The 24,861-nt window shown below is 63.3% G+C and carries 20 protein-coding genes and 1 pseudogene; 11 read left to right on the top strand and 10 right to left on the bottom strand.

Annotated elements, in window-relative coordinates; genetic code table 11:
• Nucleotides 1–3: 3 nt before the first annotated feature.
• The 4 genes from dapF to ACIP02_RS02060 are packed head-to-tail and all read left to right on the top strand — an operon-like array spanning nt 4 to nt 3,140.
• The gene (dapF, locus tag ACIP02_RS02045; RefSeq protein ID WP_400612733.1) at nt 4–834 is read left to right on the top strand and encodes a diaminopimelate epimerase; all 831 of its coding nucleotides are present in this window, start codon (nt 4–6) and stop codon (nt 832–834) included.
• Nucleotides 835–847: 13 nt separating this feature from the next.
• Nucleotides 848–1,549, top strand: coding sequence for a DUF484 family protein (locus ACIP02_RS02050; RefSeq protein ID WP_400612736.1), 702 nt, complete (start codon nt 848–850; stop codon nt 1,547–1,549).
• Nucleotides 1,549–2,448 carry a tyrosine recombinase XerC gene (xerC, locus tag ACIP02_RS02055; RefSeq protein WP_400612738.1) on the top strand — a complete coding sequence of 300 codons (900 nt, stop codon included), beginning with the start codon at nt 1,549–1,551 and terminating at the stop codon, nt 2,446–2,448. The genes ACIP02_RS02050 and xerC overlap by 1 nt, the downstream gene beginning before the upstream one ends.
• Nucleotides 2,445–3,140: an HAD family hydrolase gene (locus tag ACIP02_RS02060; protein WP_400612740.1), complete on the top strand. Its 696-nt coding sequence runs from the start codon at nt 2,445–2,447 to the stop codon at nt 3,138–3,140. Before xerC ends, ACIP02_RS02060 begins: the two co-directional genes overlap by 4 nt.
• 323 nt (nt 3,141–3,463) lie before the next feature.
• On the opposite strand, the gene sutA is transcribed toward ACIP02_RS02060, so the two are convergent.
• The 3 genes from sutA to glnK form a co-directional block, all read right to left on the bottom strand.
• Nucleotides 3,464–3,793 carry a transcriptional regulator SutA gene (gene sutA / locus ACIP02_RS02065; RefSeq protein ID WP_400612742.1) on the bottom strand — a complete coding sequence of 110 codons (330 nt, stop codon included), beginning with the start codon at nt 3,791–3,793 and terminating at the stop codon, nt 3,464–3,466.
• A 428-nt stretch (nt 3,794–4,221) separates the two neighbouring features.
• Nucleotides 4,222–5,556, bottom strand: a complete 1,335-nt coding sequence (locus tag ACIP02_RS02070; RefSeq protein ID WP_400612744.1) for an ammonium transporter — start codon at nt 5,554–5,556, stop codon at nt 4,222–4,224.
• 46 nt (nt 5,557–5,602) lie between these two features.
• Nucleotides 5,603–5,941 carry a P-II family nitrogen regulator gene (gene glnK, locus ACIP02_RS02075; protein WP_002555808.1) on the bottom strand — a complete coding sequence of 113 codons (339 nt, stop codon included), beginning with the start codon at nt 5,939–5,941 and terminating at the stop codon, nt 5,603–5,605.
• A 373-nt stretch (nt 5,942–6,314) separates the two neighbouring features.
• Here glnK and ACIP02_RS02080 point away from each other — a divergent pair, with 373 nt between their 5' ends.
• Nucleotides 6,315–6,581, top strand: coding sequence for an accessory factor UbiK family protein (locus tag ACIP02_RS02080; protein ID WP_400612746.1), 267 nt, complete (start codon nt 6,315–6,317; stop codon nt 6,579–6,581).
• Nucleotides 6,582–6,606: 25 nt separating this feature from the next.
• On the opposite strand, the gene ACIP02_RS02085 is transcribed toward ACIP02_RS02080, so the two are convergent.
• The gene (locus ACIP02_RS02085; protein WP_400612748.1) at nt 6,607–8,619 is read right to left on the bottom strand and encodes a DUF4034 domain-containing protein; all 2,013 of its coding nucleotides are present in this window, start codon (nt 8,617–8,619) and stop codon (nt 6,607–6,609) included.
• 255 nt (nt 8,620–8,874) lie between these two features.
• Between ACIP02_RS02085 and ACIP02_RS02090 the strand changes: the two genes are divergently transcribed.
• Nucleotides 8,875–10,365 (top strand): YifB family Mg chelatase-like AAA ATPase, encoded by a 1,491-nt coding sequence (locus tag ACIP02_RS02090; RefSeq protein WP_400612750.1) that lies wholly within the window; start codon nt 8,875–8,877, stop codon nt 10,363–10,365.
• Between the two features lie 130 nt (nt 10,366–10,495).
• On the opposite strand, the pseudogene ACIP02_RS02095 reads toward ACIP02_RS02090, so the two are convergent.
• The 3 genes and pseudogenes from ACIP02_RS02095 to ACIP02_RS02105 all read right to left on the bottom strand — a co-directional run.
• Nucleotides 10,496–10,909, bottom strand: a pseudogene (locus tag ACIP02_RS02095) (DoxX family protein); the annotation flags it as partial.
• Between the two features lie 161 nt (nt 10,910–11,070).
• Entirely contained in the window at nt 11,071–11,439 is a 369-nt protein-coding gene (locus tag ACIP02_RS02100; RefSeq protein ID WP_400612753.1) for a response regulator transcription factor, read from the bottom strand.
• Nucleotides 11,436–12,428 carry a response regulator gene (locus tag ACIP02_RS02105; RefSeq protein ID WP_400612756.1) on the bottom strand — a complete coding sequence of 331 codons (993 nt, stop codon included), beginning with the start codon at nt 12,426–12,428 and terminating at the stop codon, nt 11,436–11,438. The genes ACIP02_RS02100 and ACIP02_RS02105 overlap by 4 nt, the downstream gene beginning before the upstream one ends.
• Before the next feature lie 240 nt (nt 12,429–12,668).
• On the opposite strand from ACIP02_RS02105, the gene ACIP02_RS02110 reads away from it, so the two are divergent.
• Nucleotides 12,669–17,717: an AAA family ATPase gene (locus ACIP02_RS02110; RefSeq protein WP_400612758.1), complete on the top strand. Its 5,049-nt coding sequence runs from the start codon at nt 12,669–12,671 to the stop codon at nt 17,715–17,717.
• Between the two features lie 131 nt (nt 17,718–17,848).
• Here the strand turns inward: ACIP02_RS02110 and ycaC (ACIP02_RS02115) are convergent, their stop codons facing one another.
• Both ycaC (ACIP02_RS02115) and ACIP02_RS02120 read right to left on the bottom strand, forming a co-directional pair.
• Nucleotides 17,849–18,475: an isochorismate family cysteine hydrolase YcaC gene (gene ycaC, locus ACIP02_RS02115; RefSeq protein ID WP_060498171.1), complete on the bottom strand. Its 627-nt coding sequence runs from the start codon at nt 18,473–18,475 to the stop codon at nt 17,849–17,851.
• A 73-nt stretch (nt 18,476–18,548) separates the two neighbouring features.
• Nucleotides 18,549–18,911 carry a helix-turn-helix domain-containing protein gene (locus tag ACIP02_RS02120; RefSeq protein ID WP_400612762.1) on the bottom strand — a complete coding sequence of 121 codons (363 nt, stop codon included), beginning with the start codon at nt 18,909–18,911 and terminating at the stop codon, nt 18,549–18,551.
• A 180-nt stretch (nt 18,912–19,091) separates the two neighbouring features.
• On the opposite strand from ACIP02_RS02120, the gene ACIP02_RS02125 reads away from it, so the two are divergent.
• From ACIP02_RS02125 to ACIP02_RS02140, 4 genes are all read left to right on the top strand, one after another.
• Nucleotides 19,092–20,066: a GlxA family transcriptional regulator gene (locus ACIP02_RS02125; RefSeq protein ID WP_400612765.1), complete on the top strand. Its 975-nt coding sequence runs from the start codon at nt 19,092–19,094 to the stop codon at nt 20,064–20,066.
• A gap of 197 nt (nt 20,067–20,263) precedes the next feature.
• Entirely contained in the window at nt 20,264–22,051 is a 1,788-nt protein-coding gene (locus ACIP02_RS02130) for a monovalent cation:proton antiporter-2 (CPA2) family protein (protein ID WP_400612767.1), read from the top strand.
• Between the two features lie 690 nt (nt 22,052–22,741).
• On the top strand, nt 22,742–23,035 hold the full coding sequence (locus tag ACIP02_RS02135; RefSeq protein WP_400612770.1) for a hypothetical protein: 294 nt from the start codon (nt 22,742–22,744) through the stop codon (nt 23,033–23,035).
• 171 nt (nt 23,036–23,206) lie between these two features.
• Nucleotides 23,207–23,785, top strand: coding sequence for a PBECR2 nuclease fold domain-containing protein (locus tag ACIP02_RS02140; protein ID WP_400612772.1), 579 nt, complete (start codon nt 23,207–23,209; stop codon nt 23,783–23,785).
• A gap of 195 nt (nt 23,786–23,980) precedes the next feature.
• On the opposite strand, the gene ycaC (ACIP02_RS02145) is transcribed toward ACIP02_RS02140, so the two are convergent.
• The gene (gene ycaC / locus ACIP02_RS02145; protein ID WP_400612774.1) at nt 23,981–24,610 is read right to left on the bottom strand and encodes an isochorismate family cysteine hydrolase YcaC; all 630 of its coding nucleotides are present in this window, start codon (nt 24,608–24,610) and stop codon (nt 23,981–23,983) included.
• Between the last annotated feature and the right edge of the window lie 251 nt (nt 24,611–24,861).

Raw genomic sequence — 24,861 nt, forward strand, 5'->3', positions numbered from 1 at the left:
CCCATGCTGCTGCGTTTTACCAAGATGCATGGGCTGGGCAACGATTTCATGGTCCTCGACCTGGTCAGCCAGCACGCGCACATCCAGCCCAAGCACGCCAAGCAATGGGGTGACCGCCACACCGGCATCGGCTTCGACCAGTTGCTGATCGTCGAGGCGCCGAACAACCCGGAAGTGGACTTCCGCTACCGCATCTTCAACGCCGACGGCTCCGAAGTGGAGCAGTGTGGCAATGGTGCGCGCTGCTTCGCCCGCTTCGTGCTGGACAAACGCCTGACCGCGAAAAAGCGCATCCGCGTGGAAACCAAGAGCGGCATCATCGTGCTGGACGTGCAGAACGACGGCCAGGTGAGTGTCGATATGGGCCCGCCGCGCTTCATCCCAGCCGAAATCCCCTTCGTCGCCGACGCGCAGGCGCTGAACTACCCACTGGAAGTCGACGGCCAGCTGCATTCGATTGCCGCCGTGTCCATGGGTAACCCGCATGCCGTGCTGCGTGTCGACGACGTGCATACTGCCCCCGTGCATGAGCTGGGCCCGAAGATCGAAAACCACCCACGCTTCCCGCAGCGGGTGAATGCCGGCTTCCTCCAGGTCATCGACCGCCACCGCGCCAACCTGCGCGTGTGGGAGCGCGGCGCGGGTGAAACCCAGGCCTGCGGCACCGGCGCCTGCGCCGCTGCGGTGGCGGCGATCAGCCAGGGCTGGATGGACTCCCCGGTGTCCCTCGACCTGCCAGGTGGCCGCCTGCACATCGAATGGGCCGGCCCCGGCAAGCCCGTGGTGATGACTGGCCCGGCCGTACGCGTCTACGAAGGACAGGTTCGTCTCTAAGCGAGTTACCGTCATGACCGATCAGCCCAAGGTTGTACCCCAGCAGCTCGATGCCGAGGCGGTGGTCGCCTACCTGCGCGACCACCCCACCTTCTTCGCCGAGCACGACGAGTTGCTGATCGAACAGCGCATTCCGCACCAGCGTGGCGACAGCGTGTCGCTGGTAGAGCGCCAGCTCAAGCTGCTGCGCGACCGCAACATCGAAATGCGCCATCGCCTGTCACAGCTGATGGACGTAGCCCGCGACAACGACCGGCTGTTCGACAAGACCCGCCGGCTGATCCTCGACCTGCTCGATGCCGGCAGCCTGGAAGAAGTGGTCATGGCGGTCGAAGACAGCCTGCGCCAGGAGTTCCAGGTGCCCTTCGTCAGCCTGATCCTGTTCGGCGACAACGTCGCGCCGGTCGGGCGCTGGGTCAGCAACGCCGAGGCGCAACAAGCCATTGGTGCCCTGCTGGGCGGCGGCAAGACAGTCAGCGGCAACCTGCGCGAGCACGAACTGGCATTCCTGTTCGGTGAAGAGCAGCGTCGCGAAGTGGGTTCCAGCGCGGTTGCCGCGCTTGAGTACCAAGGGCTGCACGGCGTGCTGGCAATCGGCAGCCGCGACCCGCAGCACTACAAGAGCAGCGTCGGCACCCTGTTCCTCGGCTACATCGCCGAAGTACTCGGCCGCGTTGTGCCGCGCGTTACCCAAACCCTGCGTTCGGTACGCTGATGGAACGCCAGCTGGAGGCTTATTGCGCACACCTGCGCAATGAGCGCCAGGTGTCGGAGCACACCTTGCTGGGCTACCGTCGCGACCTGGCCAAGGTCATCGCCTACTGCAAGGAACACGGCATTGCCGACTGGCAGGCGCTGCAGATCCAGCAACTGCGCCAGTTGATCGCACGCCTGCATCACCATGGCCAGTCCTCGCGCAGCCTGGCCCGGCTGCTGTCGGCTGTACGCGGCCTGTACCGCTACCTCAACCGCGAAGGCCTGTGCCAGCACGACCCGGCCACCGGCTTGAGCGCCCCCAAGGGTGAACGCCGGCTACCCAAGGTGCTGGATACCGACCGTGCCCTGCAGCTGCTCGATGGCGGCGTCGATGATGATTTCATTGCCCGCCGCGACCAGGCCATGCTCGAACTGTTCTATTCGTCTGGCCTGCGCCTGTCCGAACTGACCAACCTCGACCTCGATCACCTCGACCTCACCGCCGGCCTGGTGCAGGTGCTGGGCAAGGGCGGCAAGGCCCGCGTGCTGCCCGTTGGCCGCAAGGCCCGCGAGGCGCTGCAGGAATGGTACCGCCTGCGCGGCATCGGCAACCCGCGCGACCGCGCCGTGTTCATCACCCGCCAGGGCAACCGCATCAGCCCGCGGGCCGTGCAACAACGGGTGAAAGCGGTCGGCGAGCGCGAGTTGGGCCAGCACCTGCACCCGCACATGCTTCGCCATTCCTTCGCCAGCCATGTGCTCGAATCTTCCCAGGACCTGCGCGCGGTGCAGGAAATGCTCGGCCATGCCGACATCAGCACCACGCAAATCTACACCCACCTGGATTTCCAGCATCTGGCAGCGGTGTACGACAGCGCCCACCCCCGGGCCAAACGCAGCAAAGGCACAGACTCATGAGCATCAAGCTGATCACCTTCGACCTCGACGACACCCTGTGGGACACCGCGCCGGTCATCGCCAGCGCAGAAGTCGTGCTGCGCGACTGGCTCGAAGCCAACGCCCCGATCCTTGGCGGCGTGCCGGTGGAACACCTGTTCGCCATCCGGGAGCGCCTGGTGCAGGCCGAGCCTGGCCTGAAGCACCGCATCAGCGCCCTGCGCCGGCGTGTGCTGTTCCATGCTCTGGAAGAAGTTGGCTACAGCGAGAAACACGCGCAGGACTTGGCCAACGAAGGCTTCGAGGTGTTTCTGCATGCCCGCCACCAGGTGGAGATCTTCCCCGAGGTACAGCCGGTGCTGGAGATTCTGCGCCACCGCTACACCCTGGGCGTGGTCACCAACGGCAATGCCGACGTAAGCCGGCTGGGGCTGGCGGATTACTTCCGCTTTGCCCTGTGCGCCGAAGACCTGGGCATTGGCAAGCCGGACCCGGCGCCGTTCCTGGAGGCTTTGCGTCGTGGTGAGGTGGACGCCGGTGCGGCGGTGCACATTGGTGATCACCCGGGTGATGACATTGCCGGCGCCCAGCGCGCCGGACTGCGGGCGGTGTGGTTCAACCCACAGGGCAAGGCCTGGGCTGGCGAGCAGGCGCCGGATGCCGAGATCCAGCGGCTGTCGCAGTTGCCCGACGTGCTCGCGCGCTGGCGCTGACAAGAGGCTGGCTTAATATTCTTGGTGGTGCGTAGATCGAGCGCCGCCCGCGCGGCGCATCGCGGCTAAAGCCGCTCCTACATTTGTTGCAACGTGGCCATGCCTGTGAGGCCATGGTTGTCAGCCTGTATGCACGGCTCAAGTCATGCGCCAAGGCTGGCAACCATGGCGTTACAGGTTCGGCACGTTGCAACAAATGTAGGAGCGAATTTTATTCGCGATGCGCCGCGCGGGCGGCGCTCGATCTCACTGGCAATGAAAATCTCTCGCCGAACAGCCACAAAAAAGCCCGCAGCGACGGCGGGCTTTTTACGATCAGCCACTCAGATAGGGCGGCTGCCGTACTTGTTGTCCGGCTTCTTGGGCGGGTCGGCGACCACGTTGGCCTCGACTTCCTGCACCTTGCCACCGCGCGAAAGGAATTCTTCCATCGCCTTGGCCAGGGCATCACGCTCTTTCTGCTTGGCTTCCATGCTTGGCAGCTCGTCTACCGAGACTGCCGCCTTGGATTTGCCCTTGGCAGTGGGTGCCGGGCTGCTGTCATCATCGCCAGCATCTTCGGCGACATCGTCAGCAGCCGCTTCGAGGCCTTCATCAGCCTCGTCTTCGTCGCCTACTTCGAGGTCATCATTTTCCAGATCGTCGTCGCTCATGTTCTACCTCATGACTTGCGAAAAGCAGGTTAGTTATAGACCAGTGCAGCCGTAGACCGGCAGCCACCAGTGAAAATTCAACTGGCCGTGGGTTAGGCCACTGCCCTTGGGTCGGCGCTCCTGATGGGAGGCGGCACCCAGCAGGCCCTGCTCCTGGCAGGACCTGACAAATCCATTAACCCCTGCTGGCCACACGCTATTGGCAAGCCTAGCAAAGGCTGGTGAAGTGTGCGGACTACTCGTAAACACCCTTCGGCGCGCATTCTAGCGCGCCCGTAGAAAAAGCAAAGCTCCATAAATGCCTTACGACTTGTAAGTTTTCTACCTACGTCGCGAACGTGCCGGATAAACCGTTTGCCGAGCGGGAAATGTTAAAAATCTGGCAAAAAAATGCCCGGCAAGCCGGGCAAGTTTTTACCGCGTCGCAGTTACAGGTTGTAGCCGCGTTCGTTGTGTTGAGCCAGGTCGAGGCCGACCGACTCTTCTTCTTCGTTGACCCGCAGGCCCATCACCAGATCCAGCACCTTGAGGATCACGTAGGTGACGATGGCGGTGTAGACCACGGTGAATATCACGCCCTTGGCCTGGATCCAGACCTGCATGCCGATGTCGGTGACGGCGCCGAAGCCGCCCAGCGCCGGGGCTGCAAACACACCGGTGAGGATGGCGCCGACGATACCGCCGATGCCGTGCACACCGAAGGCATCCAGCGAGTCGTCATAGCCCAGCTTGCGCTTGAGGCTGGTGGCGCAGAAGTAGCAGATCACGCCCGAGGACAGGCCGATCACCAGTGCGCCCATCGGGCCTACGGTGCCAGCAGCCGGGGTAATGGCGACCAGGCCGGCCACCACGCCCGAGGCAATGCCCAAGGCACTTGGTTTGCCGTGACCGATCCACTCGGCGAACATCCAGCCCAGCGCCGCGGCAGCGGTGGCGATCTGGGTGACCAGCATGGCCATGCCGGCGGTGCCATTGGCGGCTGCGGCAGACCCTGCGTTGAAGCCGAACCAGCCGATCCACAGCATGGCTGCGCCCATCAGCGTGTAACCAAGGTTGTGCGGGGCCATTGGCGTGGTCGGGTAGCCCTTGCGCTTGCCCAGCACCAGGCAGCAGACCAGGCCGGCGATACCGGCATTGATGTGCACCACGGTGCCGCCAGCGAAGTCCAGCACACCCCAGTCCCACATCAGGGCACCGTCACCGCTCCACACCATGTGCGCGATCGGCGCATACACCAGGGTGAACCAGATGCCCATGAACACCAGCATCGCAGAGAACTTCATGCGCTCGGCAAAGGCACCGACGATCAGCGCCGGGGTGATGATGGCGAAAGTCATCTGGAAGGTGATGAATACCGCTTCAGGGAACAGCGCGGTGGCCGAGGTCAGGCTTTCAGGGGTGACGCCGCTGAGGAAGGCCTTGGAGAAGCCGCCCACGAAGGAATTGAAGTTGAGCACGCCCTTTTCCATACCGGTGGTATCGAAGGCCATGCTGTAGCCGTAGACGACCCAGAGAATGCTCATCAGGCCAGTGATTGCAAAGCACTGCATCATCACCGACAGCACGTTCTTGGAACGCACCATGCCGCCATAGAACAGGGCCAGGCCCGGAATGGTCATGAACAGCACCAGCGCCGTTGCGGTCAGCATCCAGGCGGTGTCGCCGGAGTTCAGCGCTGGGGCAGCTGCTTCCTCTGCCAGGGCGAGCCCGGGCATTACGAGGGACAATAGGGCTCCTAGCCCTGCGATCTTACGCAGAGTCATGTTGTTTTCTCCTGGGGCGTTGGGTTTGGTGAGGCGTTGTTGCTGCTTAGATCGCGTCGGTATCGGTTTCGCCGGTACGGATGCGGATCGCCTGCTCCAGATTCACCACGAAAATCTTGCCGTCACCGATCTTGCCGGTGTTGGCTGCCTTGGTGATGGCTTCGATTACCCGATCAAGGTCCTTGTCATCGATGGCGACATCGATCTTCACCTTGGGCAGGAAATCGACCACATATTCAGCACCGCGATACAGCTCGGTGTGGCCCTTCTGGCGACCGAAACCTTTGACTTCGGTAACGGTGATGCCCTGCACGCCGATTTCCGACAGCGACTCGCGCACGTCGTCCAGCTTGAACGGCTTGATGATGGCTGTGACTAGCTTCATGAAACTCTCTCCCGATTTGGTGGACTTGCCCCAGGAAAACAAACCCGTCTCAAGTCTAAGCGCAGCGGTTGGCTTTGTAACGCGTCGTCGGCATCCGGCTCCGCGTGCGCACTGCCTGGTCACAAGGAACTGCATCAGTGCATGGCTCGTACAGGTCTTTGCAGAAACCTTGCCAGTTCCGGGAAAGCACCGGAAAACAGTGAGTTATGTGTTTTAGTCGGGATTGGCCAGTCGCCAGCACGGAAAACATGCACAATTTCGGTGCGTAGCGGCAGGGCGCATTGCGCGAAAAATGTGCAATCGCCCGAACCCTGAGTGGCTGAATTGCCCGTGCTACACTGCCGGCCATTTCTTCGTTTCAGTGGACAGCCCCATGCTCGCGCCCAAAGCCCTTCTCGATGCCCTGAGCGACCAGGCCTCGCGCCTGTTCAGCAGCGATACCGCCCAGCCCCGCGCAGAACTGGAAAGCCAGTTCAAGGTGCTGATGCAAGGGGCGTTCAGTAAGCTGGACCTGGTCAGCCGCGACGAATTCGACAGCCAGATGGTCGTGCTGGCACGCACCCGTGCGCGCCTTGAGGCACTTGAACAGCAGGTGGCCGAGCTGGAAGCTCGACTGAACCCGTCCCCGCAGAACGAGTAAAGCGGCCTTGCGCGGGGCATTTAGCCTAAGACTGCAGGCGGCCTGTTTCGAACGCTGCCGGCTTCGGCGGTAGCTCACTGGCATGCAAGGTGCCGCGGAACAGCGCTGCACCACACTGGGTGAACAAGGTTTTCACCCGGTTATGCGAATTGAGGATCTCGGCCTGTATGTCCTCGATAGCCGAGTCCCCCGGTTGCAGGTTCGCCGCACGGTTAACCCATTCGATGGCAGCAAAGCGGCTTTGCTTGCGGGTACCACGACCCTGCATCCAGGCTAACCCCAGCTCGGCGCTGGCACGCGCGGCAATACCCGGGTCCGGGTGCTCGACCAGGCTCAACAGGTAGGCCACCGCCTCGGCCCGCTCCTGCGGCTCGCCAAACTGGCGCAGCAGCATGCCCAGGTGCAAACGCGCGCGGGCATTGGTCTGCGCATTGTCCAACGCATCAACCAGCAGGCGCCTGACAGCCAGCATGGCACTGCGCTCGCTCAGGTCTTCGTCGCCCTTCATGCGCAGGCAGGCCAGGTTGTATTTGGCCCGGCGGCTGCCCGCCTCTACCGCGCGCATCAGCCAATATTCGGCTACTTCTTCGTCCAGGTAATGCTCTGGGGTATTGCCCAGGCCGCCGTGGTGCAATTCGTACAAGCCAAGGGCTGCGCCGGGCAGGTTCAATTCGGCACAGCGCTCATACAGGTAACACGCCACCTCATGCCGGTTGGCAACCCACAGCAGGCGCGCCACTGCCAACACCTCGAAGCCCGGCGCCTGGCCCGCTTGCTGGCGCTTGACTGCACGCTGCGACCATACCCGGGCCTGCTCGGCCGAGCGCGGCAGCCCCCACAGGCCAAAGCGGTGCCCGGCGGCACGCAATGCACAGGCGCCCGCATGCGAACGGCCATCGCACAGGCGCTCGATGGCACGGCGCAACAACTGTTGTTCATCCACCTGGCCATCACGCAGTATCAGCGTGGCCAGGCAGTGAAAGGGCTCGCCCATGGCCTGGATCGCACCGTGATCGGCATTGCACGCCAGGCTCGCCGCAAAGTCGCGCATGGCGCCGGCCTGATCATGCAATGCACTGCTGTGCAGCGCGCCTCGCCAGGCCAGCAGCAACGCACGTTCCCTGGGCCTCAGCTGGCGTTGCGACCAGGCATCGAACAATTGCTGCCAGTCGGCGACAGCCTGCAACTGGTCGGCATGGGGCAGCACCAGCCGCTCTTCAACACCCATCCAGCGCAATGCGTTACGCAGGCTTTCGTCCCAGGTTGCGCACAACGGGCCATTGGCCAACAGCTCGAGCGCATCAGCGCTAGCGCCCCAACGGGGCAACAGGTAAGCGGCAAGGGCCTGGATCGCCTCGAAGCAATCAGGTCGCGCGACCAATGCATGGCGAAGCCAGTAGTAACGGGGGTCCTGGTTTTCGTGCTCGGCCCGACTACCCAGGCAAGCCGGCAACGCCTGTGGCAGCTCGGCCAAGGGCATCACTCCATGCTTCACCAACATCGGCGCTGCCGCTTCCTGTATTTCCACATCGGCATGGGCGCTAGGCCTGGAGCGCGCAGGCTGCCCCTGGAACAGTTCGACCAACCAGCCAGGCTCGCGTAATTGCGCACTGATGCGCAGCATGCCAATGGCCGCGGCCACCGGTTGCGCAGAACGGTCCATGGCACGCAACAAATGCGCAGCCGCGGTTTCACATATTTGCTCGACGGCCAGCGCCCGTGCGGCGTTGCGCGGGCCATTACCCTGTACCTGGCAAGCCCGGTGGAAACAGTGCATACCCATTACCACTTGCGGGTGGTAAGCCTTGGGGCAGGCATCGATCCAGGCTTTGAGCACCAAGCTCAGGGCTTTGTCGCCGTGGTTGTCCACGTCGGCCAACAGGTGCCCTTCGATGGCCGCCAGATAGGCGGGAAACTCGCCAGGCGGGGCCTGATGCCATTGCGCCTGGAGGCTGTCGAAAAAGCGGTTGAGTTCAACGAATGCACTGGCCTGCACCAATTCGCGGATCACCTGGCGCGTGCGGGTAAGCGTTTGCACGGAGCAATACCCCAAATCCATTTGAAAGAAGACGCGGTGCCATTCCATGGCAACTGCAGTTGCCTGATAACACTAAGCCATACCCGGTACCTGCGCAAAGGCTATTGGATCCATTTTTGCCGGGCAACCTGAAAACACAGGGAAAACCCTGCCCTGAAAAACCACGACGCACACTTGTTGCGCCTGCCGTCGCCACCCTGGCTATTCTGTGCACAGCCGCAGGAAGCGGCCCCTGTCAGCGACAACGGAGCGTCCATGTCCCTAGCCCTCGTCCACAGCCGCGCCCAGGTAGGCGTACAGGCACCCGCCGTCAGCGTCGAAACTCACCTGGCCAATGGCCTGCCCCATCTCACCCTGGTCGGCCTGCCAGAAACCACGGTCAAGGAAAGCAAGGACCGGGTGCGCAGCGCCATCGTCAACTCCGGTTTGAAGTACCCGCAACGGCGCATCACCCAGAACCTGGCCCCCGCCGACCTGCCCAAGGATGGCGGGCGTTACGACCTGGCCATTGCCCTGGGCATCCTCGCCGCCGACGGCCAGGTGCCAAGCGCCACACTGGCAGACGTCGAGTGCCTGGGCGAACTGGCACTGTCTGGCAAGCTGCGCCCGGTGCAAGGCGTGCTGCCGGCGGCACTGGCAGCACGCGAAGCAGGCCGGGCGCTGGTGGTGCCACGGGAAAATGCCGAAGAGGCCAGCCTGGCCGGCGGCCTGGTGGTGTATGCGGTGGGCCACTTGCTAGAGCTGGTCGCCCACCTGAACGGCCAGGTGCCACTGCCGCCCTACGCGGCCAACGGCTTGATCCTGCAGCAAAGGCCCTACCCGGACCTGAGCGAGGTGCAGGGCCAGCTGGCGGCCAAGCGTGCTTTGTTGCTGGCGGCGGCGGGGGCGCACAACCTGCTGTTCACCGGGCCACCCGGCACCGGCAAGACCCTGCTCGCCAGCCGCCTGCCTGGGCTGCTGCCACCGCTGGACGAACAGGAGGCGCTGGAAGTGGCGGCGATCCAGTCGGTCAGCGGGCATACGCCGCTGAACAGCTGGCCACAACGACCATTTCGCCACCCCCACCACTCCGCCTCCGGCCCGGCGCTGGTCGGTGGCAGCAGCCGGCCGCAACCCGGTGAGATCACCCTCGCCCACCATGGCGTGCTGTTTCTCGATGAATTGCCAGAGTTCGAGCGGCGTGTGCTGGAAGTGCTGCGCGAACCGCTGGAGTCAGGCGAGATCGTGATTGCCCGGGCCCGCGACAAGGTGCGCTTCCCAGCCCGCTTCCAGCTGGTGGCTGCGATGAACCCCTGCCCTTGCGGCTACCTGGGCGACCCCACGGGCCGCTGCCGCTGCAGCACCGAGCAGATCGCGCGCTATCGCAACAAGCTGTCCGGCCCACTGCTGGACCGCATCGACCTGCACCTGACCGTGGCTCGCGAAAGCACTACGTTGAACAACCAGCCTTGCGGTGAAACCAGTGCCCATGTCGCCGTCAGGGTGGCTGCGGCGCGGGAGCTGCAGCACAAACGGCAAGGGTGTGCGAATGCGTTTTTGAACCTGGAGGGGTTGCGTCGACATTGCCGATTGGAGGCAGCGGACCAAGTCTGGCTGGAGGGGGCCTGTGAACGGCTCACCTTGTCGTTGCGGGCAGCGCATCGATTGCTGAAGGTGGCGCGGACGTTGGCGGATCTGGAAGGATGCGAGGCAATTGGCCGGGCGCATCTGGCCGAGGCCCTGCAGTATCGGCCGGGGAGCAGTTAGATTGCCGGGGCTGCTTTGCAGCCCATCGCGACGCAAGGCCGCTCCTACAGGCGATCGCGTTCCTTGTAGGAGCGGCCTTGTGTCGCGATGGGCCGCAAAAGCGGCCCCAGGCTTGATCAGATAATGCGACTCCGACGACATACCCGGAAACCGAATACTCCCCCGGCCCGGTCAAGGCCAACCCACCATAAAGCGCCACCAGCAACCAGGCAAACTGCCCCTGTTCCAGCTTCCAGTCCGGGTGCACCACCACCAGCGCCACCAGCAATACCGCCAGCACCGGCAGGCAAGCCAGGCGGGCGGCGATCCCTAGCAGCAGCAACAGCGGGCAAACCACTTCGGCAAAAATCGCCAGCCCCAAGGTCAGCGGGGCGCCCAGGCCGAAGGGGTCTTCAATGCGCTGCAACTCACCGCTCCAGCCCAGCAGCTTGGGCAGGCCGTGGATGAAGAGCAGCAGCAAGGCGGCCGTTACCCGCATGAACAGCAGGCCGATGGCGGTCAGGGTTGGGGATTGAGGGTCGAGAAACAGTTTCAGGCGTGGCATGGCAAGGGGCTCGCTAATCGGTCAACCTTGGAGCATGGTCCATTAATCCAGGTGGTTGATTGCGCAGGTGTGCTGAATTGGATGTAGAAGCGACCGGCCTCTTCGCGGGTAAATCGGATCGCCGCACCGCCGCTCCCACAGGGACCCGCATAGGCAATACTTCACTGAACGCCAGCCAAAGCCTCTTCAACTACCTTCAACAACACCTCTTCAGAAAAGGGCTTGGCCAGGCACGCCAGTGCCCCCTGCCCCATCGCCGCCTGCACCGCACCCTCATCCCAATGCGCCGACATGCAGATCACCGGTACCGACCACTGCAGCTGTGCCAGCTCACGCTGCACCGCCAACCCGTTCATCCCCGACATCTTCAGGTCGAGCAGTACACAACCGGCCTGGCGGGCCAGGTCGGAGGCCAGGAACACATCGCCGGCAACGAACGACAAGGTCTGGTACCCGGCCGAACGCAGCAGGTTGGCCAGGCTTTTGCGCACCGAAGCATCGTCGTCGACGATGCACACCCATCTGCTCATGCGCCAGCCAGGCCCTCGGGCGGTGCACCGAGCACGTTGTGCATGGCCACCAACTCCACCAGCGAGCGAGACTGCATCTTGTTCATGATGTTCTTTTTGTGCACCTTGGTGGTCACCTCGCTGGTGCCAATTTGCCTGGCGATCTGCTTGTGCGACAGGCCATCGACCACCAGCGAGAACACCTGGCGCTCACGCGGGGTCAGGCGCTGGTACTTTTCTTCAACCTGCCGCGCGTGGCGCCATTTGCGCCCATCGACCACTGCCCGCTGGCGCACCACCTGCAGCAGCGCCAGCAACTGGTCCTCGTCAAAGGGCTTGGTCAGGAACTCCACGGCACCGGCACGCATGGCCTGCACGGTCATCGGGATGGTACCGAAGCCGGTCATGAACACGATTGGCCAGGGCAACGCCAGCCGGCGCAGCGCGTCCTGCACTTCCAGGCCGGTGGTATCAGGCAGGTGCATGTCCAGCAGCAGGCAGGCATAGGGGGTTTCCAGGCGGGCTTCGAACAACGCCTCGGCACTGGCAAACAGATGATGCGCAATATCCTGCGAGCGCAGCAGGCGGCCCAGCGCCATGCGTACCGACGGGTCGTCGTCCACCACCAGTACCGGGACGTCCGCGCTGTCACCCGACGGCTCGAGGTTGTCGGCCTCCACGCGCAACGGCAAGTGTCCCAGCGCCCGGCAAGGGGCATCGAAGCTGATCTCGGCGGCCAGGCGGTAGCCACGTCGTGGCACGGTCTGGATCAGCCCACGGTCGGCAAAAGCCTTGCGCAGCAACGACACCTGCACCTGCAGGTTGTTGTCCTCAACCACCGTGCCGGCCCACACCTGGCTGAACAACTCGTCCTTGCCGACCACCCGGCCCTTGGCCTTGATCAGCGTGGCCAGCACCTCGAACGCACGGCCGCCCAACAGGATCGGCTTGCCGTCGAGAAACACTTCTCGCCGCTCCAGCGACACCTGGGCATTGCCTACTCGGATCATGGCTTCCTCACACGGGCATGGGCGTTTGCGCAGCCCCGGAGCAGCCTAGGCCTGCGTACGCGTTCAGACAATTATCCCGAGGGATAGGTGGCCCAAGGACTATACAAGCCCCCGGCAAAGGCCAGGGTACGATAACGGACAACAGCGTGCCCGTTTCTGCCAAGCCGGCTGCAACCCGCACCCGCACTGGGCCCGCTGCGTATACTCGCGCCTCTGGATGTCGCTAGCAGGGGGTGCTTTATGCTCGATGAACGCCTTGCCCAGAGGCCCATCGATTACGATCAGTCGGTCGACGAGGGCTGGCTGAACCGCTGCGAAATCACTGCATTGGGGCAGGAAGGCGAGCTCAGCTACTTTCGCCTGCGCGACCCCGTTACCCAGCACGCCTGGGTCGCCGTGCGCGCGCCGCTTGAAGCCCCCGCCGCCTGCCAGCGCCTGGAACGCGACTACCGGCTGGCGCTGGACCCGCAGTGGGCGGTAATCCCCTCGGCGTTCGTGCGTTCTGCTGAAGGCCCGCTGCTGGTGTATCCGGCTGGCCACTCCATCGCCGACCTGCTTGACGACGGCCCGCTGGCCCTGGAGCCGTTTCTCGATATTGCACTGAACGCCGCGACTGCCCTGGCCCAGGCCCACCAACGCAATGTACTGCACGGCGCCTTGCAGCCAGCCCATGTGTACCTGCAGGGAAACCAGCGAGCAAGACTGGGTTGCTTTCGCGCCACCCCCGCGCAACTGATCAGCGAACAAGGCACGCCCCTCGGCAACTGGGCCTACCTGGCGCCCGAGCAAGTCTGCCCGCACGGCAGCAACAGCGACCAGCGAAGCGACATCTATGCCCTGGGCGCGATCCTCTACCAACTGCTGCTCGGCGAGCTGCCGCTGGTCGGGCGCGATACCCAGCACTGGCGGCAGCTGCATGCCGGCGTGCAGCCAAGGGCGGCCTGCGAAGTGGATAGCAACGTGCCGCAGCCACTGAGCAAGGTATTGAGCAAGGCGCTGGCCAAAGAGCCGGACGCCCGCTACCAGAGTGCCCACGCGCTGGCGGTGGACCTGGGCCACTGCCAGCGGCAATGGGCCGCCAGCAAGCACTTGGTCGCCTTCGAGCCAGGCTGCGCCGACCCGGTCGCGGCCAATAGCACCCGCTTGTATGGCCGCAGCGCTGAGCAGAAAGCCATCGCCCTGTTGCTCAAGGGCTTGCGCCGCAACAGCAAGCCACAAATGCTGCATATCAACGGCGCCGCCGGCATGGGCAAGTCGAGCCTGGTCGAGGCGACACTGAAGGCCAACGCCGAGGGTTACTGGGCCATAGGCAAGTGCAACAGCCTGGCCCAGTCGTCGCCCTACGCCCCCTGGGTCGAGATCCTCGGCGCGCTGACCAACCAGTTGCTGGCCAAGAACAGCCAGGACCTCGACACCTTGCGCCGTGAAATCCTGCGCCGCATCAAAGGCCACGGCCGCCTGCTCGGCAAGCTGGCGCCTGACCTGCAACTGGTCCTCGGCCCCCTGCCTGAGCTGCCAGCCAAACCTACGCGTCTGGCACTGCAGAAAGAGCTGCTGGCGGTCGTCGAGTTTCTTCAGGTGTTCAGCCGCCCAGGCCTCCCCCTGGTGCTGTTCCTCGACGACACGCAGTGGGTCGATGACGCCTCCCGGCAGCTACTGGCACAACTGCTGGCGAACACGCCCGGCAACCTGCTGCTGATCGTAGCGCGGCGCAATGACGCCCACGCCAGCCATGCGCCACTTGCCGTACCCACAACGGTGCACAGCACCACCCTGAACTTGCGCCCGCTGGCCGTGGGTGCAGTGGCCGAGCTGATCGGCGAACGCTACCACGTCGACCCCGGCGCGGCGTTGCAACTGGCCGGGCAGGTACACGAGAAGACGGCTGGCAACCCGTTCTTCATCAACCAGATTCTCAGGGCCATGGTCGAGGACCAGCTGTTCAATTTCGACACCCAGGCCATGTGCTGGTCATGGTGCCCGCAGGCTGTAGCCCGTCATCGCTACTCCGACAATGTTGCCGACTTGATGATCCACCGCCTGGCGCGCCTGCCCGCGCCACAGCGCGATGTGCTGCGCATTGCCAGTGCGGCGGGCAACCGATGTGATGAAGCCGTACTGCGCCTGGCCCTTGGGCATGCACCGGGTGATCCGTTGCAGGCCTTGATTGGCGCGGGTTTTCTGCTTTCAGGCCAGAACGGCCTGGGCTTTGTTCATGACCGGGTGCTGGAGGCGGCTTACGAGCTGACGCCGGTGCAACAGCGCGAATCGCTGCATGCGCACATTGCCCTGGCCATGCTTCGAGCCTGGCCAGAGCGTTTGCATGAGCTGCTGTTCGAAATCACCCATCAGTTGCAACGCGCCAGCCCATGCGGGTTTGCCGCGGATGACTGCGCAGTGTTCCTGCAGCTTTTACACGAAGCGGCATTGCGCGCGCGTGACAGCGGCGCCTATGAACAGGCCGCCGGCTACCTGCGCACGGCCGAACAATTGCTAAACCACGGCAGCGCGCTGGAAAGCCGCGCCACGCTTGGCTTTGCCATTTGCAGCATGGCAGCGGAGTGCGATTTGCAGCTGGCGCGCGTGGCCGCCGCCGAGGTCCAGCTCGGCGAGTGCCGCCAGCGCGCACGCTCGCCCCTGGACCGGGCCAGGGTGTGCCAGCTGCAGGCCCACCTTGCTACCTTGCAGGGCGACTATCAGGCAGCCATTGGCAGCGCGCTGTCCGGCCTGGAGAAGCTGGGCATCCACCTGGCACAGGGCCTTGACCCGCAACAGGTGGAAGCCAGCCATGCCCGCGTGCAGGCCTTGATCGAACAGCAAGGCCGCCACTGCCTGGAATCGCTACCGCGCACCGATTCGGAACATGTGGCCCTGGCAATCGGCTTGCTGGCCACCCTGTCGTCATCATTTCTGGTGCAGGACGACCTGTGCTTCCTGCACCTGGCCAAGCTCATGGAGTTGTCGCTGTTGCATGGCGTGGCCCCTGGCAGCACCTACGGCCTGGCCTGGTACGGGGTGATGCGCGCCGAGCGCTTCGGCGCTTATCACGATGGCCACGCCTACTGCCTGGCCGCGCTCAAGCTGATCGAGCGCCACGGCTTCGAGGCGGACCTGAGCAGCGCGCTATTGGCCCTGGACCAGGTCAGCGCCTGGACCTCGCCCATGGAATTCGCCCGTCGCACAGCGCTAGAGGCCGTTGATTCGGCGCACCTGAGCGGTGACCTGGCGATGAGCTGCCATGCCTGCAACCATCTGGTTTCCGACTCGCTGATCATGGGCCGCTACCTGCCGGAGGTGGCCGAGGAAATAGCACAAGGCCTGGCCACTGTGCGCCGCCATGGCTACCGCGATGTCGAACAGATCCTGCTGGCCCAGCAAGCGTTCGTCGCCCACCTCAGCGGCACGCCCTGCCCGGCTTCGGTCGGCCCCTCGCACTCGCCGACCACGCGGTTCTTCCAGCATCTGTTCGACGGCATGTGCGCCTTCTACCTGGGCAACCACCCGAAGGCCATGCTCACCCTGGCCCTGGCCGGTGACCATGCCTGGGCCGCGCCGGTGCACATCAACCTGGCCGACTATCATCTGTTCCGTGGCCTGGCCCTGGGCAGCCCAGAGGTCCCCGGCAGCCTTGCCGACAAGCTGGGTGAGTTGCAGGCCCTGCGTGAGCGCTTCGGCCACTGGGCCAGCTTCAACCCCGCCACCTTCCGCAACAAACTGCTGCTGATCGAAGGGGTGATCGCCAAGCTGGAGGGCGACGGGCTGGCCGCTATCCGCTGCTTCGACCAGGCGCAGATCGCCGCCACCGCCGCCGGGTTCATCCACGAGCAGGCACTGGCCCACGAACAACTGGCAGAGGTGTGCATCCCCAGCGGCCTGATCTCCGGTGCCAACCTGCACCTGCGCATCGCCCGTGACTGCTTCCATATCTGGGGTGCCACCGGCAAGGTGCACCAGCTGGAGACGCTGCACCCGTTCTTGCGTACCCAACCGATCCAGGAAACCCAACGCGCCACCCACCAGGCCAGGCTGGACCTTGAGGCCGGTATCGAAGCCGCGCGGGCGTTGTCGGAAGAAGTGCTGCTCGAAGGCCTGATCGAAACCCTGATGGGCCACCTGACCCAGCACTCCGGTGCCGACCACGGTGCACTGCTGATCGTCAGTGGCGCCGAATTCCAGATGGCGGCTCTTGCCTACATCGACGATGCCGGGCTGCACGTGAGCATGGACAACTGCCAGAAGTTCATGACCCAGGCGCCGCTGTCGGTCATCAACACCACCCTGCGCACGCGCAAGCCGCTGGTACTCAACGATGCCCAAAGTGATTGCCCCGAGGCATTGCGCCAGGAGCTCAAGGCACGCAACGCCCGCTCGGTGCTGTGCCTGCCGCTGGTGCTCCAGGGCGTGCTGATCGGCCTGGTGTACCTGGAAAACCGCCTGGTGCCCAACCTGTTCGGCAGCCAGCGCCTGGCCATGCTGGAAATCCTTGCTTCGCAGGCCGCCGTGTCACTGCAGACGGCCAAGTTCTATACACGCCTGGCGGAAGACAATCAGAGCCGCGCGCAGATTGAGGCAGAACTGCGCCATTCACGCGCAGAGCTTGCGCGCAGTGCGCACCTGCAAGTAATGAACGAACTGTCGGCGTCCATCGCTCACGAGATCAGCCAGCCGCTGCTCGGCATCAGCTCCAACGCCGCCGCCAGCCTGCGCTGGCTGAAGCGCGCCAAACCCGACCTGGAGGAAGCGATTGCCGGCCTGGAGGACATCCGCAACGACAGTGAGCGTGCCGCCAACATCGTGCGGGCGCTGCGCTCATTGGCCAAACAGTCGCCGGTGCAACTCAAGGCGGTGAAGCTGGACGAGCTGATCCGCGAGGTGGTGCGCCTGACCTCGGCCGATGCGGCCAAGGGCCTGGTGGATGTGCAGACGCGGTTGCAGGCGGGGGTGAGCGTGATGGGCGACCCGGTGCAGCTGCAACAGCTGGTGTTCAACCTGATCACCAATGGCCTGGAGGCGCTGGCGGGGTATCGCAGCGATGGCACGCTGCGGATTGCCTCGGCAGTGATTGGGGAGCAGGTGGAGATTTGCGTGGACGACAACGGGCCGGGCATTGCGCCTGAGGAACGGGAGCGGGTATTCGGGGCGTTCTATACCACCAAGGGCAGTGGCATGGGCATGGGCCTGGCGATCTGCAACTCGGTGGTGCTGGCCCATGGGGGGCGGTTGCAAGCGCTGGTGTCGGAGCTGGGTGGGTGCCGGATTCGTTTTAGTCTGCCTGTGAGTTCTGCTTAGCCTGTACCGGCCTCTTCGCGGCTAAAGCCGCTTCTACAGGGATAGTGCACAACCCGAGGGCCGCGCTGCCTTTGTAGGAGCGGGTTCATCGGGGCGCCGAACCGCCGCGAACAGGCCGGTACAGGTTTACATCAACGCGAGGTCAACGCCGCATAGCTGTTCATCAGGTTGCGGTAGTTAGGAATGCGCTGCGACAGCAGGTTGCCCAACCCTTCGATGTCGTTGCGCCAATCGCGGTGCAGCTCACAGGCCACCGAGAACCAGTTCATCATCTGCGCGCCCGCCTGGGTCATGCGCACCCACGCCGCCTGCTGCACGGTTTCGTTGAAGGTGCCGGAGGCATCGGTGACCACGAACACTTCAAAACCTTCCGCCAGCGCCGACAAGGTCGGGAACGCCACGCACACGTCGGTGACCACACCAGCGATGATCAGCTGCTTGCGGCCGGTGGCCTTGATCGCCTTGACGAAGTCTTCGTTGTCCCAGGCGTTGATCTGCCCTGGGCGGGCGATGTAGGGCGCGTCCGGGAACATTTCTTTCAGTTCCGGTACCAGCGGGCCGTTCGGGCCTTGTTCGAAGCTGGTTGTGAGGATGGTCGGCAGGCCAAAGAACTTGGCCAGGTCACCCAAGGCCAGCACGTTGTTCTTGAACTCGTTGGGCGAGAAGTCCTGCACCAGCGAGATCAGGCCGGTCTGGTGGTCGACCAGCAGCACCACGGCGTCGTCTTTGTTCAGGCGCTTGTAATCGGGTTGGCTCATCGGGGTGACTCCTTGGGTTGGGAAAGCGGCCCGGCACTGCCCGCAAGTGGCTATACCGGTGGATAGCGTCGGCTTAAGAAATGGCTTGCGCCTGGCGCCAGGCATTCGGCGGCTGGCCGACCAGGCGGCTGAAGGCGCGGGTGAAATGGGCCTGGTCGCAAAAGCCGCACTCCAGGCTCACATGGGTAATCGGCGCCTCGGTGGCGAGCAGGCGCTTGGCCTTTTCCATGCGCGCCAGCAAGCGCCAGGCCTGGGGCGAGAGGCCGGTGTTGACCTTGAAGGCACGGGAAAAATGGCTGCGGGTGAGGTTGCACACGCCAGCGATCTCGATGATAGACAGCGAGCTGCGCAGCATCAGTTCCTTGGCCTGGCGCAAGCGCGCCGGCGTCAGGGAGCCAGGGGCTTGCAGCGGCGTGTGGGGCGTCCCAGGGTGCATGGCGACTCTCCTGTTCAGTGGGGAAAGTTTCGCCGCTGGCACATGACAAAGTCCTGAGCCAAAGCTGAATTGTTCTTAATTGTGCACTGCTGGCCCTGGCCGTTTTGCCGTTACCATAAGATGCGTTTCGTATTTAGCCCAAGGCCGCCATCGGCGGCCGGCATTCAAGGCAAAAGAGCCATGCAGGAAAAACCCGCCCACCGCACCGTAGCCATGGTGCTTTTCAACGATGTGCTGTTGCTGGATGTGACCGGGCCCATGGATGCGTTCGCCATTGCCAACCGCTTCCTGCCGGCCGAGCGCCGCTACCGGCTGCTGACCCTGGCCGAGGGCCAGGCAGCGGTGCGCGGCTCGTGCGGGTTGAAGGTAGTGGCCGACCTGCGCCTGGAAGATCTGCCAGAAGCTGTCGACCTGTTGCTGGTACCTGGCGGCCCGGGCGCCTACGACGTCGCACTGCCGGCGATCGAGCGCTGGCTACCGCAGGCCGTGCGGGGTGCCAAGCGCTTCGGCGCCATTTGCACCGGGGTGTTCCTGCTGGGCCGGGCCGGCCTGCTGGGTGGCTATCGTTGCACCACCCACTGGAACTACGTCGAGCGGCTGGCGCGGGCGTTTCCCGAGGCCAAGGTGGAAACCGAGCAGATCTACGTGATCGACCGCTGCCTGATTACCTCGGGCGGTATTACGGCGGGCATCGACCTGGCTTTGGCGGTAGTGGCTGAAGACCACGGCAAGGCGTTGGCACTGGAAGTGGCCAAGGTGCTGCTGGTGGCCCGCCACCGGCAGGGCGGGCAGACCCCGTACGGCCCGCTGCTGGCGGCGGTGCCACGGGATGATTCGCCGGTTGCCCGGGTGCAGGCGTATATCGTCGACCATATCGAGCAGGCATTCACCGTGCAGAAGATGGCCGACCTGGTGGCCATGAGCGCGCGCAACTTTGCCCGGACGTTTCAGCGTGAAGTGGGGATTACGCCGCTGCAGTATTTGCAGAATGCCCGCATCGACCGGGCGCGCAAGCTGCTTGAATGCGGTGACCTGCCGCTGAAGGTGGTGGCGGCGCAGTGCGGGTTTGGCAGTGACCGGCATATGCGCAAGGTGTTCTGTGAGCGGATTGGCATGACGCCGGCGCAGTATCGGGCGCAGTTTGGCGAGGCCTGAGTCAGTGTTTTTCCTGTGCTGGCCTCTTCGCGGCCCCTGTGGGAGCGGGTTTACCCGCGAAGAGGCCCGCACAGACTGTCTCCTTTTTCAGGACAATCTTACTCCCCTACAGCAGATTGTCTAACACCACTCCAACCCCCAGAATTGTCCGCCAAACTGTTCAAATGCTGCCCCGGCAGCTCATGGAGTACGAGCCAATGCCACACGAAGGCAGCCTTCTGCAAACCGCGGTGATCTTCCTGCTCGCCGCCGTCCTCGCCGTCCCCCTGGCCAAACGCCTGCAACTGGGGGCCGTGCTCGGCTACCTGCTGGCCGGCGTGGTCATTGGCCCGCAGGCGCTGGGCCTGATCCGCGACACTGAAAGCGTGGCGCACATTTCCGAGCTGGGCGTGGTCCTGCTGCTGTTCATCATCGGCCTGGAATTGTCGCCCAAACGCCTGTGGCTGATGCGCAAATCGGTGTTCGGTGTCGGCACCGCACAGGTGCTGCTGACTGGCGCGCTGATTGGCGCCATCGCCCTGTTCGGCTTCAGCCAGTCGCTACCGGCCGCCATCGTGCTCGGCCTGGGCCTGGCACTGTCGTCCACCGCCCTCGGCCTGCAAAGCCTGGCCGAGAGCAAGCAGCTGAACGCCCCCCACGGTCGCCTGGCCTTTGCCATCCTGCTGTTCCAGGACATCGCCGCGATCCCGCTGATTGCCCTGGTCCCGCTGCTGGCCGCAAGTGGCCCGGACACCAGCCACGGCGACAGCCTGCAACACGGCCTGAAGGTATTCGCCAGCATTGCCGTGGTCATCATCGGCGGCCGCTACCTGCTGCGCCCAGTGTTCCGCACCGTGGCCCGCACCGGCCTGCCGGAGGTGTCCACCGCCACCGCGTTGCTGGTGGTGATCGGCACCGCCTGGCTGATGGAAGAAGCCGGCATTTCCATGGCCCTGGGCGCCTTCCTCGCCGGCCTGTTGCTGGCCGACTCGGAGTACCGCCACGAGCTGGAATCGCAGATCGAACCGTTCAAGGGCCTGCTGCTGGGGTTGTTCTTCATCAGCGTCGGCATGGGCGCCAACTTGCGCCTGCTGCTGGAAATGCCGCTGGTGGTGCTGGGCCTGACCCTGCTGTTGGTAGCAGTGAAACTGGTACTGCTGGTCGGCGTCGGCCGCCTGGCCGGTGGCCTGAGCGGCGCCAGCGCGCTGCGCCTGGGCATGGTGCTGGCAGCCGGTGGCGAGTTCGCCTTCGTGGTGTTCAAGCTGGGCAAGGACCAGGGCCTGTTCGACACCCAGACCTACGACCTGCTGCTGATGACCATTACCCTGTCGATGGCCATTACCCCGTTGCTGATGATTGCCTGCGCCCGCGCCCTCAAACGCCCGCAAGCGGTGCGTGAAGTGCCCGAAAAATACAAACAGATCCAGACGGATACGCCACGGGTAGTGATCGTTGGCATGGGCCGCATGGGCCAGATTGTCGCGCGCATCCTGCGGGCGCAGAAGATCCCGTTCATTGCCTTGGAAACCTCGGTCGACACCATCGAGATGACCCGCATGTTCGAACAGGTGCCGGTGTTCTACGGCGACCCGCTGCGCCCGGAGGTGCTGCATGCGGCCAAAGTGGGCGAGGCGGAGTACTTCATCATCACCATCGACGACCCGGAAGCGGCCATTCATACCGCGGAACGGGTGAAGCGCCTGTACCCGCACCTGAAAGTGCTGGCCCGCGCACGTAACCGCCAGCATGTGCACAAGCTGGCGGATGTGGGTGCCGAGCCGATTCGCGAGACGTTCTATTCCAGCCTGGAAATGACCCGCCGAGCGCTGGTCGGGTTGGGCTTGAGTGATGAGCAAGCGGCGGACCGGATTGCACGGTTTACCCAGCATGACGAAGAGGTGCTGGTGGCCCAGGGGCAGGTGCGCGATGACCGGGCTAAAGTGATGCAGACGGCCAAGGAGGCGCGGGTGGAGTTGGAGCGGTTGTTTGATTCGGATGCGGATTGAGGCGTTTGAGTGCATGGCTTGAGGGTTGCAGCGCCTACAAGATCGAGCGCCGCCCGCGCGGCGCTTCGCGGCTAAAGCCGCTCCTACATTTGTTTCGGGCCAATTATGCCTGTGGCATTTGCGCGCGAACGCCTTGGCGTACACCTCGAAATCGCGTCGTACAGACAAGGCGGTCGCGCGCGCCTGGCACAGGAAGGACTGGCCCGAAACAAACGTAGGAGCGGCTTTAGCCGCGAAGCGCCGCGCGGGCGGCGCTCGATTTCATAGGCGCCAAAAACCTATCGCCTGGCACCTGGCGGCCATCGTGCAATCTCCTGACGATCACCTCGCTGCCATTACGCGAACACAGAAAAAACCATCAAAAAATCGCCCGACTCTCAGCCAGGTCCTACTTCCCCGCGAACCATTTCCTACGTTCACGCCAATTCCAAGGATTTATCCTACGCATCGTGTCGACGCCCGTCTGATTGTCCGGGGAAAGCCAGCTCTCTAGGCTGACCGGGTCGCTGTCGGTTCAGCGATCGGGTGTGGAAACCCGGATGTGATGAAGGGCTGCCGTAATGGCAGTTGTGCGCGTGTGGCCGTTTGGCCAACCGGCTTGCCTTCTCACCGGTTTTCCACCCCGCGTACAACTGCCGCCTTCTGCGTGGAAACGGGTGGTTGCAGTTCAGCCCGAGAGAAGGTATTGCAATGAAAAAGATTGTCCCCAATCCACCCCTCCCCGACACCAAAGAACGCGCCTTCAGCCGCTGCGATGCCGGCCACCCACCCCTGTTCACAGTAAACCCCGGCGTTTCCGCCCATGACGCTCTGGTGCACGTCGCCCAATACCTGCGCGGTGCCTATGACTGTGGCTACAAAGCCCTGGAGCATCTGGATGACACCGGCAAGAGCCTGTTCTGGAGCAACCTGAATGCCGTTGAAATGGCAGAAGGGTTGGTTGAAGCATTGTTGGAGGGGATTGAGTCGCAGCCTGTAAGTTAAAGCGCTTCGCATCTGACCTGAGCAGGCTGTGGTAACTGACCTGCTCAGCCTCATATAGGAAACATCCTACAAAGCGCGACCCCCCACGTCTGATTGTTCAAAGAAACCCATCTCTCTAGGCTCACTTGGCCGCCACCGCATCAGCGACACCCATCGCAGCCAGGTATATCATTGAGCCCCAACCACCCAACCGCGAAAGTCGCCGAGAGCAAAGGCCAGAACAATTGGGTGGACGAAAAACTGCCCGACCTCAAGACGCTTGCGCGTGAACTGCGCGCCAAGGCTATCGAAGAACTAGCTGCTGCCGACTCACATGACGCCGCAATCGAACTCGCCGCGCAGCACCTGGGCTTGAACACAGAAAATGCCAGCCGGGTAATCGTCAAAAGCCCAATGGGCGACATCCTAATTCTGCGTAGCTGTATCCATCACATCGTCGAGAAGCGACAGGACGCCCGGGAACGCTATGTAAAAGTCGCTCTGGACACACTGATCGGACCATTTGAAGTTTGGCAGGTGGCCTACACCAATGACACCAACAGGCTGGCTTTCATAGGCGTCTACGAGACCAAGCGGCAGATGCTGGTGGTCGTAACCCTCGACAAAGGCAGCATGCTGTGGAATTTCATGCAGTGCGATGCAAAAGCTCTGAACAAGCATCGCCACGGGAAGCTGCTCTACAAGCGCTACACATTCCTACCGAGCAAAGAAAAGGGCCACTGTCACCAGTGGCCCTGTAAGCATGCTTGATATTCATATACACACCCTCAAGCCGGGGTGTGGAGGTCTCACCCGACGCTGATGATTCAGCCATCGACGGGGTTCCTACGCCAACTGTTGCCGCTGAATGGCAGCTGGTTTCGCGCTCAACTGAAACGCTAACAACACTCTTTCATCAAGTCAACGATGACTCTCAGTGGAATCCACCTATCAGGTTACTTGGTGTTACTTACCCGCAGACAACGCGTTATAGCTGGTCATCAGGTTCCGATAATCCGGAATGTGGTTGGAGCACAGCGCCGCCAGCCCTTCCACATCATTACGCCAGTCGCGGTGCAGCTCACAGGCCACGCCAAACCAGGTCATCATCTGCGCCCCTGCCTGGCTCATGCGGTCATGCGCCGCATCACGGGTCATTTCATTGAAGGTGCCAGAAGCATCAGTCACCACAAACACCTCAAACTCTTCCTCCAAAGCCGACAGCGCCGGGAACGCCACGCAAACTTCAGTCACCACACCGGCAATAATCAGCTGCTTCTTGCCAGTCGCCTTCACTGCCTTGACGAAGTCTTCGTTGTCCCAGGCGTTGATCTGGCCAGGGCGGGCGATGTATGGGGCGTCCGGAAACAGCGCTTTCAGCTCTGGCACCAGCGGGCCGTTCGGGCCTTGCTCGAAGCTGGTGGTGAGGATGGTCGGCAGGTTGAAAAACTTGGCCAGGTCCGCCAGGGCCAGCACGTTGTTCTTGAACTTGTCCGGCTCGATATCACGCACCAACGACAGCAGGCCAGCCTGGTGGTCGACCAGCAGTACGGCGGCGTCGTCTTTGTTCAGGCGGTTGTAGGTGAATTTGCTCATGGTCTGTGCTCCTAAGGGTTATGAATTTTTCAGCAATTCGGGGTGTTTCGCGTTGATGGGCACAGATTAAAATCATCACCTTTGCGGCGGTAGTTAGCAGAATCTGGCTTTAGCGTTCCGTTTTGTGAACGATGGATTTGTAGGGGCTGTGCTGGCCTCTTCGCGGCTAAAGCCGCTCCTACAGAATCACCGAAGGCCCAGGGCCTGCGCGGTCCATGTAGGAGCGGCTTTAGCCGCGAAGAGGCCAGCAC

Origin of the sequence: Pseudomonas sp. NPDC089408 (assembly GCF_044749445.1) — a bacterium.
Classification (GTDB): Bacteria; Pseudomonadota; Gammaproteobacteria; order Pseudomonadales; family Pseudomonadaceae; genus Aquipseudomonas.

Excerpts from the sequence above, each read along its gene's own strand:
- dapF (WP_400612733.1), top strand. The coding sequence starts at position 4 with ATGCTGCTGCGTTTTACCAAGATGCATGGGCTGGGCAACGATTTCATG.
- ACIP02_RS02050 (WP_400612736.1), top strand. The coding sequence starts at position 848 with ATGACCGATCAGCCCAAGGTTGTACCCCAGCAGCTCGATGCCGAGGCG.
- xerC (WP_400612738.1), top strand. The coding sequence starts at position 1,549 with ATGGAACGCCAGCTGGAGGCTTATTGCGCACACCTGCGCAATGAGCGC.
- ACIP02_RS02060 (WP_400612740.1), top strand. The coding sequence starts at position 2,445 with ATGAGCATCAAGCTGATCACCTTCGACCTCGACGACACCCTGTGGGAC.
- sutA (WP_400612742.1), bottom strand. The coding sequence starts at position 3,793 with ATGAGCGACGACGATCTGGAAAATGATGACCTCGAAGTAGGCGACGAA.
- ACIP02_RS02070 (WP_400612744.1), bottom strand. The coding sequence starts at position 5,556 with ATGACTCTGCGTAAGATCGCAGGGCTAGGAGCCCTATTGTCCCTCGTA.
- glnK (WP_002555808.1), bottom strand. The coding sequence starts at position 5,941 with ATGAAGCTAGTCACAGCCATCATCAAGCCGTTCAAGCTGGACGACGTG.
- ACIP02_RS02080 (WP_400612746.1), top strand. The coding sequence starts at position 6,315 with ATGCTCGCGCCCAAAGCCCTTCTCGATGCCCTGAGCGACCAGGCCTCG.
- ACIP02_RS02090 (WP_400612750.1), top strand. The coding sequence starts at position 8,875 with ATGTCCCTAGCCCTCGTCCACAGCCGCGCCCAGGTAGGCGTACAGGCA.
- ACIP02_RS02100 (WP_400612753.1), bottom strand. The coding sequence starts at position 11,439 with ATGAGCAGATGGGTGTGCATCGTCGACGACGATGCTTCGGTGCGCAAA.
- ACIP02_RS02105 (WP_400612756.1), bottom strand. The coding sequence starts at position 12,428 with ATGATCCGAGTAGGCAATGCCCAGGTGTCGCTGGAGCGGCGAGAAGTG.
- ACIP02_RS02110 (WP_400612758.1), top strand. The coding sequence starts at position 12,669 with ATGCTCGATGAACGCCTTGCCCAGAGGCCCATCGATTACGATCAGTCG.
- ycaC (WP_060498171.1), bottom strand. The coding sequence starts at position 18,475 with ATGAGCCAACCCGATTACAAGCGCCTGAACAAAGACGACGCCGTGGTG.
- ACIP02_RS02120 (WP_400612762.1), bottom strand. The coding sequence starts at position 18,911 with ATGCACCCTGGGACGCCCCACACGCCGCTGCAAGCCCCTGGCTCCCTG.
- ACIP02_RS02125 (WP_400612765.1), top strand. The coding sequence starts at position 19,092 with ATGCAGGAAAAACCCGCCCACCGCACCGTAGCCATGGTGCTTTTCAAC.
- ACIP02_RS02130 (WP_400612767.1), top strand. The coding sequence starts at position 20,264 with ATGCCACACGAAGGCAGCCTTCTGCAAACCGCGGTGATCTTCCTGCTC.
- ACIP02_RS02135 (WP_400612770.1), top strand. The coding sequence starts at position 22,742 with ATGAAAAAGATTGTCCCCAATCCACCCCTCCCCGACACCAAAGAACGC.
- ycaC (WP_400612774.1), bottom strand. The coding sequence starts at position 24,610 with ATGAGCAAATTCACCTACAACCGCCTGAACAAAGACGACGCCGCCGTA.